Source organism: Streptomyces sp. S07_1.15 (genome assembly GCF_020739505.1).
Lineage (GTDB): Bacteria > Actinomycetota > Actinomycetes > Streptomycetales > Streptomycetaceae > Streptomyces > Streptomyces xinghaiensis.
The window spans coordinates 6,039,354-6,051,437 of record NZ_JAJBZK010000001.1; the positions used below are offsets into that span (position 1 = coordinate 6,039,354).

Sequence of the window (12,084 nt, forward strand, 5' to 3'; positions counted from 1 at the left end):
GCCGTCACCGGCCGGTCCCGCGGAGTCCGGGCCCGCGCGTCCCGCGGCCGGTGAGCGCCCCGGCTCAGAAACCGCGCCGGAAGCCGCCGTCCACCGGGAGCATCACCCCGGTGAGGTACGAGGCCGCAGGGGAGAGGAAGAAGGCCGCGGCCCGGCCGAACTCCTCCGGGGTGCCGTAGCGGCCGAGCGGGATCGCGGCCGCGTTGCGGGCACGGGCCGCCTCCGCGTCCCCGGAGAGCGCGTCCAGCTCGCGGACCCGGTCGGTGTCGATCCGGGCCGGGAGCAGCCCGATGACGCGGATGCCGCGCGGGCCGAGCTCCACGGAGAGCGACTTGGCGAAGCCGGCCAGCCCGGGGCGGAGCCCGTTGGAGATGGCCAGCCCGGGGATCGGCTCGTGGACGGAGCCGGAGAGCACGAAGCCGATGACGCCGCCCTCGTCCAGTTCGTCCGCCGCCACGCGGGCCATCCGGACGGCGCCCAGGAAGACGGACTCGAAGGCGGACCGCCACTGCTCGTCGCTGTTCTCCGCGCCCGAGCCGGGCGGCGGGCCCCCGACGCTGACCAGCACGCCGTCGAACCGCCCGAAGTGCTCCCGGGCGGTGCCGATCAGCCGGGCTGGGGTCTCCGGATCGGCGTTGTCGGCGGCGACCCCGATCGCGTTCGGGCCCAGTACCTCCGCCGCGGCGGCGACGCTCTGCCCGTCACGGGAGGCGAGCACGATCCTCGCGCCGTCCGCGGCCAGCTCGCGGGCGGCGGCCAGGCCGAGGCCCCGGGAGCCGCCGGTGACGACGTACACACGGTCATTCAGTCCGAGATCCATGGCCCCATGGTCTCGTACCGTCCCCCGAGGAGAGCGCACGGGCCGTGTTGACCAGGCCCACATGGCTGAAGGCCTGGGGGTAGTTGCCCAGTTGGCGGCCGGCCGCCGGATCCCACTGCTCGGCCAGCAGCCCCACGTCGTTGCGGAGGGCCAGCAGCCGCTCGAAGAGTTCACGGGCCTCGGCGCGGCGGCCGGTGGCCAGCAGCGCGTCGGCCAGCCAGAAGGAGCAGACGAGGAACGCGCCCTCGCCGCCGGGCAGGCCGTCCTCCCCGTGGCCCGGGTCGTAGCGGCGGACGAAACCGCCGTGGTCGAGCTCGCGGCGGACGGCGTCCACGGTGCCCGTCACCCGCGGGTCGGAGGGCGGCAGGAAGCCCACCGCGGGGATGAGGAGCGTGGCCGCGTCCAGGCCCGGGGAGCCGTAGTACTGGGTGAAGGTGTTGCGCTCCGGGTCGTAGCCCTTCTCGCACACCTCGCGGTGCACGGAGTCCCGCATCGCCCGCCACCGGCCGGTGCCGGCCTCCAGCCACGGATGCGCCTCCGCGGTGCGGATCGCGCGGTCCGCGGCCACCCACGCCATGACCTTGGAGTGCACGAAGTGGCGGCGCGGCCCGCGCACCTCCCAGAGCCCCTCGTCCGGCTCGCGCCAGTGGCCCTCCAGGAAGTCCATCAGCGCCCGCTGGAGGTTCCAGGCGTTCTCCTCCTGGGCGAGACCGCTGCTCCGGGCGAGGTGGAGGGAGTCCAGGACCTGGCCGTAGACGTCGAGCTGGTGCTGCTCCACGGCGCCGTTGCCGATCCGGACCGGGAGCGAGCCCTCGTAGCCCTTGAGCCAGGGCGCCTCGAACTCCGTCAGCCGCCGTTCGCCCGCGATCCCGTACATGATCTGGAGGTCCGCGGGGGAGCCGGCGACGGCGCGCAGCAGCCAGTCCCGCCAGGCGGAGGCCTCGGCGAGGTAGCCGCCGGTGACCAGCGCCTTGAGGGTGAGACCGGCGTCCCGCAGCCAGCAGTAGCGGTAGTCCCAGTTGCGGACGCCGCCGATCTGTTCGGGGAGCGAGGTGGTGGCCGCGGCCACGATGCCCCCCGTCGGGGCGTAGGTGAGGGCCTTGAGAGTGATCAGTGACCGCAGCACGGCGTCCCGCCAGGGCCCCTGGTAGGTGCACTGCGCGGACCACTCCTCCCAGTCCTCCAGGGCGTGGGCCAGCGACTCGTACGGGTCTATGGCGCGCGGCACCTCCTCGTGCGAGGGGTGCCAGGTCAGGACGGAGGCCGCGCGCTCGCCCGCGGCGACGGTGAAGTCCGCGCGGGTGCGGTTGTCCGCACCGCGGGTCCAGACGGCCTTCTCGCCGCGCAGCCAGACCGAGTCCGGGCCCGCGACGGCGATGTGGTGGCCGTCGGCGCGGCGCTCCCAGGGGACGATGTTGCCGTAGTCGAAGCGCAGCCGGATCTCGCTGGTCATCTCCACCCGGCCGGACAGGCCCTCGACGATCCGGACGAGGTCGGGGGCGCGGTCGCGCTGCGGCATGAAGTCGGTGACCCGGACGCTGCCCTCCGGGGTCTCCCAGACGGTGTCCAGCACCAGGGTGTCCCCGCGGTACGAGCGGCGGGTGCAGACCGCCCCGGGGCCGGCGGCGCGGGGGGCCAGCCGCCAGTGGCCGTTCTCCTCGTCGCCGAGCAGGGCGGCGAAGCAGGCGCCCGAGTCGAAGCGGGGCAGACAGAGCCAGTCGATGGAGCCGTCGCGGCCCACGAGGGCGGCCGTCTGCAGATCGCCGATGAGCGCGTAGTCCTCGATCAGTCCCGGCACGTCGTCCCTTCCCCGGTGGAGCCCGGGCGCCCGCCGCCCGTGGCCTCTCTCCTGCTACCCCGGCCGGGCGCGCGGACGCCGGGGTTCTCCGGCTCAGGACGGGACGGGCACGGGGGCGTCGTGCTCCTCGTCACCGGTGGTCTCCGCGCGGCGCCGGTCGGCGAGCTCGCGGCGCAGGAGGATGACCCAGCCGACGGGGACCCCGGCGGCGAAGATCCACCACTGCACGGCATAGGCCATGTTGACGCCGATGCCGTCGTGGTCGGGTTCGTCGAGGGGCCGGGGGCTCGCGGCGGCCGGCTCCACCAGCTCGATGTAGCCGCCCAGCACCTCCCGGTCCAGCCGCTCGGCCTGCTGGGCGCTGTTGATCAGCATGAACTGCCGGTCGGGCAGTCCCCGCTTGTCCTTGATGCCGCTGGCCTCGGTGGTCTCGTCGCCCATGAGGCGGCCGGTGACGGTGACCTCCCCGGCGGGCGGGGCCGGGATCTCGGGGAAGGCGGTGAGGTCCGTGCCCGTTTCGATCCAGCCGCGGTTGACGAGGACGGCGCGGCCGTCGCCGAGGAGCAGCGGGGTCAGCACGAAGTAGCCGATGCGGTCGCCGTCCGGGGCGGTCCGCTGGCGGATCACGACCTCGTTCCGGGTGTCGAAGGAACCGGTGGCCGTCACGCTCCGCCAGTAGTCGTCCTTCGGCACCACATGGCCCGGCGAGGTCAGCTCGGTCACGGGCGCGGGGCGGGCCTCGAGGTTCCGCTCGATCAGCCGGTTGTGCGCGACCCGGTTCTCATGGCGGTGGAGCTGCCAGAATCCCAGCTCGACCATCACGGGGATGAGGAGCAGCGCCACGAGGGTGAGGATCACCCACTGCCGGGTCAACAGGAAGCGGTACACCCCACGACCGTACAACTCGGTCGCGGGGTGCGGGACGGTAGGGGGCCCGGCGGGCCCGGGCGGGGCGGCGGCGCGAGGCCGGCGGCGGCGCGGGGGCGGGCGCGGCGCCGGCCCCAGGCGGCCGTGATCAGACGTGGTCGACCAGGCCCACCTTCCCCTCGGCGCGGGCGCAGTGGGCACCGCAGTAGAAGTGCCCGTCCGCCTCCGTGCCCTGGCCGATGATCCGGGAGTCGCAGTGCTCACAGATCGGCGCCATGCGGTGGATGGCGCAGGAGAAACAGTCAAATACGTGCACGTCGCCCTGCGCGTGCACCTCGAAGCTCATGCCGTAGTCGTTTCCGCATACCTCGCATCTGGCCATGCGCCACAGACTGCGGGCGCACGGCATCGGACGGGGGGCGTGCGGCGGGCGCGTCGCGCCTCATTCACCTGATTGCGGGGCGGCTTCCTGCGGGGCGGCTTCCTGCGGGGCGACGTCGCCCAGCAGCTGCATGAACGCGGCCTCGTCGACGACGGGGGTGCCGACGGACCGGGCCCGGACGGCCTTGGAGGTGGCCGCGTCCGGGTCGTTGGTCACCAGCAGGCTGGTGAGCCGGGAGACGCTCGTCGCGACATGCAGGCCGGCCTCGGTGGCCCGGTCCTCCAGCAGCTCGCGGTCCACGGAGGTGTCACCGGAGAAGGCGACCCGCATCCCCTGGATGAGCCGCCCGCCCGGCTCGTACCGGCCGGGATTCGGATACGGGCAGGGCGGGCGCTTGCGGCTGGGCCGCCAGCTCGCCGGACGGTACGAGCTGCGCGCCCCCGCGGACGGGGAGGGGCTGTCCTGCCACTCGGTGAGCGGCCGGCAGGTGTGCAGCGGCAGGTCCACACCGCTACCGGCCGCCAGATGCAGACTGGGCTGGAACGCCTCGGCGAGCACCCGGGCGTCGTCCAGGGCGTGGTGGGCGTGGCGCTGTTCGACGCCGTAGTGCGCGGCGAGCGACTCCAGTTTGTGGTTGGGCAGCGGCAGCCGCAGCTCCTTGGCCAGCGCGATGGTGCACAGCCGCTGCCGCACCGGGGCGGCGCCGCCCGCACGGGCGTACTCCCGGGCCAGCATCGACCAGTCGAACATGGCGTTGTGCGCGACGAGCACCCGGCCGTCGAGCCGCGCGGCGAGCTCCTGGGCGATCTCCGGGAAGAGCGGGGCGCCTTCGAGGACGTCGCTCGTCAGACCGTGGATCCACACCGGTCCGGGGTCGCGCTCCGGATTGACCAGGGTGTACCAGTGGTCCTCCACCTCGCCCCGCGCGTCGAGCCGGTAGACGGCGGCCGACACGATGCGGTCGTCCCGGGCGAGACCGGTGGTCTCGACGTCGACCACGGCATAGCCCTGCGGATACGCCGGGGGCCAGGCGGTCGGGGGCGTCGGAACGGCCTGCCGCCCGATGAGGGGCGGGGCTGCCGTGCGGTCTTCGAGCATGGTCACTGAGAATACGGGGCCCCGCCGACATCGCCGCCGCGCCCCGGGCCCGGGGCCGGATCCGAACCGGTGTCCGGGCCGGGCCGGGCCCTCAACTCGCGGCTCCGGTACGGGAGTCGGCGGCGCGCGGGCCGGGTGCTGACGCGGTGTCGGCCGGCCCCGGCGCCGAGGGCGGTCCGGCCGTGCCGCGGGGGAGGGCCGGAAAGAAGAAAATACTGCTCGGTAACCACCTCTGGCGGCACCGGCGCGGTGGTCCTATCGTGCGTACATGCCAAACCTTCCCGACGTCGTGCTGTGGTCGATCCCCGCCTTCGTGCTGCTCACCGTCGTGGAGGCGGTGAGCTACCGGCTGCACCCCGACGAGGACTCCGCCGGTTACGAGACCAAGGACGCCGCCACCAGCATCGGTATGGGCCTCGGCAGCCTGGTGTTCGACCTGCTGTGGAAGATCCCGATTGTCGCGGTCTACACGGCCGTCTACGAGCTGACGCCGCTGCGGGTGCCCACCGTGTGGTGGACGGTGCTGCTCCTGGTGGTCGCCCAGGACTTCTTCTACTACTGGTCCCACCGCGGCCACCACGTGATCCGCATCCTCTGGGCCTGCCACGTGGTGCACCACTCCAGCCGGAAGTTCAACCTCTCCACGGCGCTGCGCCAGCCCTGGACGAGCCTCACCTCCTGGCCGTTCTACCTGCCGATGATCGCCTGCGGTGTGCACCCGGCGGTGCTGGCCTTCCTCTCCTCGGTCAGCCTCGTCTACCAGTTCTGGATCCACACCGAGCGGATCGGCAAGCTGCCCCGGCCGCTGGAGTTCGTCCTCAACACGCCCTCCCACCACCGGGTGCACCACGCCTCGCAGGGCAGCTACCTGGACCGCAACTTCGGCGGCATCCTCATCGTCTGGGACCGGCTGTTCGGCTCCTTCGCGGCCGAGGTGGAGCGTCCCGTCTACGGGCTGACGAAGAACATCAGCACCTACAACCCGCTGCGGGTGGCCACCCACGAGTACGTGGCCATCGCCCGGGACCTGCGCGCCGCCCGGAGCTGGCGCGAACGCGCCGGGCGGGTGCTGCGCGGGCCCGGCTGGCAGCCGGAGCCGGAGCCGGCGGCCGTCGCGGTGCCGGCCGCGGTGGTGCCGCCGGGCGCGGTGCCGGCCGCGGCGCCGGGCGCCGTACCGGCCGGCGAGTAGCCGCGGGGCGTCACCGGGGAGGCGAACGGCCGGAGGGCCGGGCGGCGCCGCGGCCGCCCGGCCCTCCGGGGCTGAACTCCCCTCAAGGGGTCAGCGCTTCACCGCGTCCAGGGCGTCGGTGAGCCCGGCTCCGTAGAAGCCGTTGCCGTACCGGCCGCCCTCGCAGACCGCGTCCGCCTCGCCGTCGCCGTTGATGTCGTACGGGTCGGTGCAGGACTTCCGGTCCGCCTCGGCCTTGAGCAGGGCCTTGACCACCGCCGGCGGCGCCCACGGGTGGGTGCTCTTGATCAGCGCGGCAACACCCGCGACATGCGGGGAGGCCATGGACGTGCCGGCCATGTAGCCGTAGCGGCCGCCCGGCAGCGGGCCGAGGATCAGCCCGCTGGTCGCCGGCGCCTCCGGCGGCTGGTAGGCGGTGCTGTCACCGCCCGGTGCCGCGATGTCGATGACCCCCTTGCCGTAGTTGGAGAACGAGGACTTGAGCCCCTTGGCCCCGGTCGAGGAGACGGTGACCACGCCGGGGAGCTGGGTCGGGATGTCCGGGCACACGCTCGGGTCAATGTCGCGCTCGACCGGGGTGGAGTCGTTCGGGCTGGAGGCGTCGGTGATCGAGTCCGACGCCAGGTCGAAGTTGGAGTTGCCGGCCGCGGCGACATTGACCGCGCCCTTGCGCTCCGCGTAGCGGGTCGCCCGGGTGAGCGCCTCCACCAGCGCCTTCTGGTCGGGGTCGTCCGTGCAGTTGAACATCCACGGGTCGACGTAGTAGCTGTTGTTGGTCACCTCGACGCCGTGTTCGGCCGCCCACATGAAGCCGCAGACGACGGCCTCCGTGTAGAACCAGCCGTCCACGGTCGACACCTTGATGCCGGAGACCTTGACACCCGGGGCGACACCGGTGACGCCGACGCCGTTCTTCGCGGCGGCGATCTCCCCCGCGACGTGCGTTCCGTGCGGACTCTCGCCCTCGCCCGGGCGCCAGGCGCCGTCGCTGGTGTCCGGCTTGCCGGCCACGCAGTTGACGGACGCCTCGCGGTCGAAGTTCGGCGCCAGGTCCGGGTGGGTGTCGTCCACGCCGGTGTCGATCACTGCGACGGTCACCTTGTCGCTGCCGAGGGACACCTCGTGAGCCCGGTCCGCCTTGATGGCGGGCAGGTCCCACTGGAGCGGCTGCAGCGGATCCTCGTCCTCCTCCGCCTTGGCCTCCGCGGCCTTCATCTGGCTGGGCGTCAGTTCCTGCGGGGCGCCCACGTCGGTGGTGGTGGCCGAGGACAGGGGCGCGGTGCGGGTGGCACCGGCCGACTGGACGCCCTTCACACCGCGGATCTTGCCGGCGAAGCCGGGGTCCGACGCGTGGACGACGATCACGCCGATCTTGTCGTACGCCTGGACGATCGTGCCGCCCGCCCTGGCGATCGCCTTCCCGACCCTCGCGCTCGTGCCCTTGCCCGGGCGGACGTTGACGACGTAGCTCAGGGACTCGCCTTCCGCGGCGGTCCGCGCGGTGGTCTCCGCGCCGCCGTCGGCCGGGGCGGCGCTGGCCGGGCCGGGCAGCACGGCGAGTGCGGCGGCCAGGGCCATGCCCGCCGGTATGGCCACGGCACGGCGCGACCGTGCGGATAGCGGCGTCATGGTCATGAGGTCTCCACTTCATCGGAAAGAACAGGGCGGTCGGGACGGCGGATGCCGGCGGTACAGGCAGTGTGTCGGGAGCGTCGGGTGCCGCCGGGGCAACCGGTGCGCCGCATCACTTCTTTACCGCGTCCAGGGCGTCGACGATGCCGAAGCCGTAGAAACTGTTGATGTGTTCGGTGCCCTCGCACTCGGCGTTGATCTTGCCGTCACCGTCCGGGTCGTACGGCTCCGACGGGCAACCCGGGTTGTCGGCACCGGCCTTGAGCAGCCACTGCACCTCCTGCGGGCTCGCGTCCGGACGCGCGCTCATCGCCAGCGCGGCGACCCCGGCGACATGCGGGCCGGCCATCGACGTCCCCTGCAGATAGGCGTAGTCGCCGTCCGGCATGGTGGAGAGGATCCGGCCGTCCTTCGCGGGCAGTTCGGGCACCTGGTACTTGTCGCCGCCCGGGGCCGCGACGTCGATCTGGCCGAGGCCGTAGTTCGAGTAGTACGACTTGAGGGACTGGACGCCGGTCGCGGCGACGGTGACGACCCCCGGCAGCTGGGCGGGGATGTCCCAGCACTCGCCCGGGTCGATCTCCCGCTCGACCGGGGTGGTGTCGTTCGGGCTGGAGTCGTCGGTGAGGGAGTCCGCGGCGAGGTCCATGTTCGAATTGCCCGCCGAGGCCACGTTCACCGCGCCCTTGCGCTGGGCGTACGCCGCCGCACGGCCGACCGCCTCGCGGATGGCCTTCTGGTCCGGCTGGTCCGCGCAGGCGAAGAGCCACGGGTCCACGTAATAACTGTTGTTGGTGACCTCGACACCGCGGTCGGCGGCGAAGACGAACGCGCAGACCACCGCCTCGGCGAAGAACAGACTGGTGTCGGGCTCGCTCACCTTGATCGAGGAGAGCCGCACGTTCGGCGCCACGCCGGCGACGCCGACGCCGTTGCGGGCCGCCGCGATCGAACCGGCGACGTGCGTGCCGTGGTAGTCCCCGGAGGTGTACGGACGCCAGGCGCCGGGGCTGGTGTCCGGGACGCCGCCGACGCAGTTCGCCGACTGGCGGCGGGAGAAGTTGGGCGCCAGGTCCGGGTGGGTGTCGTCCACGCCGGTGTCGATCACCGCGACCGTCACCTTGCGGCTGCCCGGGTTGACCTCGGCCGCGCGGTCCGCCTTGACGGCGGGGATGTCCCACTGCAGGGACTCCAGCGGCTCCCGGCCCTCCGCGGCCGCCGCGCCGCGCAGCGCGGCGGCGGGCTCGCGGACCTTCTCGGGCCGGCCGACCTCGGTGGTGGCGGCGGACCTCAGCGGCGCGGTGCGGGTGGCACCGGCCGAGTGGACGCCCTCGACGGCGCGCAGCGTGGCGCCGAACTCCGGGTCGGCCGCATGGGCGACGATCACGCCGATCCGGTCGTGGCTGGTGACGACCGTGCCGCCGGCCCGGGTGACGGCCCGCTCCACCCGGGCGACCGCACGCCGGCCGGGGGCGGTGTTCACCACGTACGAGAGCAACGGGCCCTCCGCGGCCGCCGTCTTCGCCGGCGTCTCGTGTGGCGAGGCGGAAGCGGCACCGGGCAGGAATCCGACAGACGCCGCCAGCGCGAGCCCGAGAGGCAGGGCGAGAGCGCGCGAGCGTCTGGAGCGGAGATGAACCATGGGTTCTCCACATCATCCGTGGGTCCGTCCGCACGCGGGTCGCGCGTGGACGGGTGCATGACAGCGGAAGCTAGCGTCGAACAACCGATCTGATCAATTGAATCTGACGGAAAGTCGGGCTTTCGCTGCGGATTGGACCGCCTGGGCCAAGAAGGCTGCCCCTCCGGCCCGGACGGTCCGGCGAGGCCCCCCGGACCGGACCGCGCACCGCCCCGCGCACCTCACCCCGGTATACGCGCGGTAACCCTCGGTGTTCGGTTCTGTCTCGCCGGGCCCCCGCGGGCGCCGCCGGACACGTTCGCCCTGGTGACCCCGCGTGCCACAAGAATGACCGGAACTGGGGGGCCGAGCGCCCGCACACGGCCGTCCAGCCGTCGGCCGCAAGAGGGGCAAAGGGCTCTGATCAGCGTGTTCGTGCTGTAACGATGAGGTGATCCACCGCTGGTGAGAGCGCCCATCGGCAGATCATGCGAAATTGAAATGGCAACCCTCTGTTCGAATGGCTGAGAACGCGCCTAACATGCCGAGTCCGGCGCCGAAGTGATCTGTCACTCAGTGCCAACGTTCCGTCTCAGCTACACCCACTGGAGAGCCCGTGGACACCGCATCGCCCCCGCCCCAGGGGAACGACTACACGCAGAGAACGGCGCTCGGCGCCGTGGCGTACCGCGAGGCGCAGGAGAGTGCCGAATTCGCTGAACTGCGCCACGCACACCGCTCCTTCGCGTTCCCGCTGACCATTGCCTTCATCACCTGGTACTTCCTGTACGTGCTGCTGTCCAGCTACGCGGGCGGTTTCATGGGCACCAAGCTCCTCGGGAACATCAACGTCGCCTTCGTCCTGGGCGTGGCGCAGTTCGTGAGCACCTTCCTCATCGCCTGGTGGTACTCCCGCCACGCCGAGGCGAAGCTCGACCCGAAGGCTGACGCGATCAAGGCTCGTCTGGAGGGTCAGGCATGAGAACTCTCTCCCTCGACACGGCCACGGTGCTGGCTGCCGGTGACGCCAGTGAGCACCGCGTTCTGATCATCAGCCTCTTCGTGACGTTCGTCCTCGCCACCCTCGGCATCACCATCTGGGCCGGCCGGCAGACGAAGGACGCCACCGACTTCTACGCCGGCGGCCGCTCCTTCACCGGTTTCCAGAACGGTCTGGCGATCTCCGGCGACTACATGTCGGCGGCGTCCTTCCTGGGTATCGCGGGCGCCATCGCCCTCTTCGGATACGACGGCTTCCTCTACTCGATCGGCTTCCTCGTCGCCTGGCTGATCGCGCTGCTGCTCGTCGCCGAGCCGCTCCGCAACTCCGGCCGGTTCACCATGGGTGACGTGCTCGCCTTCCGTATGCGGCAGCGCCCGGTCCGCACCGCGGCCGGTGTCTCCACCATCGTGGTCTCGATCTTCTACCTGCTCGCCCAGATGGCCGGCGCGGGCGCCCTGGTGGCGCTCCTCCTCGGCATCAGCTCCGAGGCCGGCAAGATCGCCATCGTGATCCTGGTCGGCATCGTGATGATCCTCTATGTCGCCATCGGCGGCATGAAGGGCACCACCTGGGTCCAGATGATCAAGGCGGTGCTGCTGATCGCGGGTACTCTCCTGATCACGGCGCTGGTCATGTTCAAGTTCAACTGGAACATCTCCTCGCTGCTCGGCGCCGCGGCGGAGAACAGCGGCAAGGGCGCGGCCTTCCTGGAGCCCGGCCTCAAGTACGGCGTCGACTCGATGACGAAGATCGACTTCATCTCGCTCGGTCTCGCCCTCGTGCTCGGCACCGCCGGTCTCCCGCACATCCTGATCCGCTTCTACACGGTGCCGACCGCCCGGGTCGCGCGGAAGTCCGTGAACTGGGCCATCGGCATCATCGGCGGCTTCTACCTGATGACCATCGCCCTGGGCTTCGGTGCCGCGGCGCTGCTCAAGCAGGAAACGATCATAGAGTCGAACGCGGCGGGCAACACGGCGGCACCCCTCCTCGCGCAGGAGATCGGTGGCGGCGCGGGCTCCGCGGGCGGCGCCATCCTGCTGGCCGTCATCTCCGCGGTCGCCTTCGCCACCATCCTCGCGGTGGTCGCCGGCCTGACCCTGGCGTCCTCGTCGTCCTTCGCGCACGACCTGTACGTCAACGTCATCCGCAAGGGCAATGCCTCCGAGAAGGAGGAGGTCCGCGCGGCCCGCTGGTCCACCGTCGGCATCGGCGGCGCGGCCATCTTCCTCGGTGTGTTCGCCCGCGACCTGAACGTGGCCTTCCTGGTCGCGCTCGCCTTCGCGGTCGCCGCCTCGGCCAACCTCCCCACCATCCTCTACAGCCTCTTCTGGAAGCGCTTCACCACCCAGGGCGCGCTGTGGTCGATCTACGGCGGTCTGGCGTCCTCGGTGCTGCTGGTGGTCTTCTCGCCGGTCGTCTCCGGTAAGGACAGCTCGATGTTCTCCGGTGTCGACTTCCAGTGGTTCCCGCTGTCGAACCCCGGTCTGATCTCCATCCCGCTGGGCTTCCTGCTCGGCTGGGTCGGCACCCTGCTCTCCAAGGAGCAGCCGAACATCGACAAGTACGCGGAGCTGGAGGTGCGTTCCCTCACCGGTACGCACGCCCACTGATCAACTGATCACAGCACCGCACCCGCGAGGGTGAGAGCGGCCCCCACCACGGAGCGGGGTG

The 12,084-nt window shown here is 71.9% G+C and carries 10 protein-coding genes; 3 read left to right on the forward strand and 7 right to left on the reverse strand.

Annotation, left to right across the window (positions count from 1 at the left end; all coding sequences use genetic code 11):
* Nucleotides 1-64: 64 nt before the first annotated feature.
* The 5 genes from LIX60_RS25905 to LIX60_RS25925 form a co-directional block, all read right to left on the reverse strand.
* Nucleotides 65-820, reverse strand: coding sequence for an SDR family oxidoreductase (locus LIX60_RS25905; protein ID WP_227961086.1), 756 nt, complete (start codon nucleotides 818-820; stop codon nucleotides 65-67).
* Entirely contained in the window at nucleotides 801-2,618 is a 1,818-nt protein-coding gene (locus LIX60_RS25910) for a glycoside hydrolase family 15 protein (RefSeq protein WP_227961088.1), read from the reverse strand. The genes LIX60_RS25905 and LIX60_RS25910 overlap by 20 nt, the downstream gene beginning before the upstream one ends.
* Nucleotides 2,619-2,711: 93 nt before the next feature.
* Nucleotides 2,712-3,506, reverse strand: coding sequence for an SURF1 family protein (locus LIX60_RS25915; RefSeq protein WP_227961090.1), 795 nt, complete (start codon nucleotides 3,504-3,506; stop codon nucleotides 2,712-2,714).
* Between the two features lie 127 nt (nucleotides 3,507-3,633).
* On the reverse strand, nucleotides 3,634-3,867 hold the full coding sequence (locus LIX60_RS25920) for a hypothetical protein (protein WP_078650077.1): 234 nt from the start codon (nucleotides 3,865-3,867) through the stop codon (nucleotides 3,634-3,636).
* Between the two features lie 60 nt (nucleotides 3,868-3,927).
* Nucleotides 3,928-4,965 carry a DEDDh family exonuclease gene (locus LIX60_RS25925; RefSeq protein ID WP_227961092.1) on the reverse strand — a complete coding sequence of 346 codons (1,038 nt, stop codon included), beginning with the start codon at nucleotides 4,963-4,965 and terminating at the stop codon, nucleotides 3,928-3,930.
* Between the two features lie 268 nt (nucleotides 4,966-5,233).
* On the opposite strand from LIX60_RS25925, the gene LIX60_RS25930 reads away from it, so the two are divergent.
* Complete coding sequence (locus LIX60_RS25930) at nucleotides 5,234-6,154, forward strand: sterol desaturase family protein (protein WP_227961094.1); 921 nt, start codon at nucleotides 5,234-5,236, stop codon at nucleotides 6,152-6,154.
* Nucleotides 6,155-6,244: 90 nt separating this feature from the next.
* Here the strand turns inward: LIX60_RS25930 and LIX60_RS25935 are convergent, their stop codons facing one another.
* On the reverse strand, nucleotides 6,245-7,783 hold the full coding sequence (locus LIX60_RS25935; RefSeq protein WP_227961096.1) for a S8 family serine peptidase: 1,539 nt from the start codon (nucleotides 7,781-7,783) through the stop codon (nucleotides 6,245-6,247).
* A 115-nt stretch (nucleotides 7,784-7,898) separates the two neighbouring features.
* A complete protein-coding gene (locus LIX60_RS25940) occupies nucleotides 7,899-9,428 on the reverse strand; it encodes a S8 family serine peptidase (protein ID WP_227961098.1) in 1,530 nt (509 codons plus the stop codon).
* Nucleotides 9,429-10,023: 595 nt separating this feature from the next.
* On the opposite strand from LIX60_RS25940, the gene LIX60_RS25945 reads away from it, so the two are divergent.
* Together LIX60_RS25945 and LIX60_RS25950 are read left to right on the forward strand one after the other, a co-directional pair.
* The gene (locus LIX60_RS25945; protein WP_019709636.1) at nucleotides 10,024-10,389 is read left to right on the forward strand and encodes a DUF485 domain-containing protein; all 366 of its coding nucleotides are present in this window, start codon (nucleotides 10,024-10,026) and stop codon (nucleotides 10,387-10,389) included.
* Entirely contained in the window at nucleotides 10,386-12,023 is a 1,638-nt protein-coding gene (locus LIX60_RS25950) for a cation acetate symporter (RefSeq protein WP_227961101.1), read from the forward strand. Before LIX60_RS25945 ends, LIX60_RS25950 begins: the two co-directional genes overlap by 4 nt.
* The last annotated feature ends 61 nt before the right edge of the window (nucleotides 12,024-12,084 follow it).

What these genes read in the sequence shown, in the direction of transcription:
- LIX60_RS25905 (WP_227961086.1), bottom strand. Translation starts at nt 820, where the DNA reads ATGGATCTCGGACTGAATGACCGTGTGTACGTCGTCACCGGCGGCTCC.
- LIX60_RS25920 (WP_078650077.1), bottom strand. Translation starts at nt 3,867, where the DNA reads ATGGCCAGATGCGAGGTATGCGGAAACGACTACGGCATGAGCTTCGAG.
- LIX60_RS25925 (WP_227961092.1), bottom strand. Translation starts at nt 4,965, where the DNA reads ATGCTCGAAGACCGCACGGCAGCCCCGCCCCTCATCGGGCGGCAGGCC.
- LIX60_RS25930 (WP_227961094.1), top strand. Translation starts at nt 5,234, where the DNA reads ATGCCAAACCTTCCCGACGTCGTGCTGTGGTCGATCCCCGCCTTCGTG.
- LIX60_RS25935 (WP_227961096.1), bottom strand. Translation starts at nt 7,783, where the DNA reads ATGACGCCGCTATCCGCACGGTCGCGCCGTGCCGTGGCCATACCGGCG.
- LIX60_RS25940 (WP_227961098.1), bottom strand. Translation starts at nt 9,428, where the DNA reads ATGGTTCATCTCCGCTCCAGACGCTCGCGCGCTCTCGCCCTGCCTCTC.
- LIX60_RS25950 (WP_227961101.1), top strand. Translation starts at nt 10,386, where the DNA reads ATGAGAACTCTCTCCCTCGACACGGCCACGGTGCTGGCTGCCGGTGAC.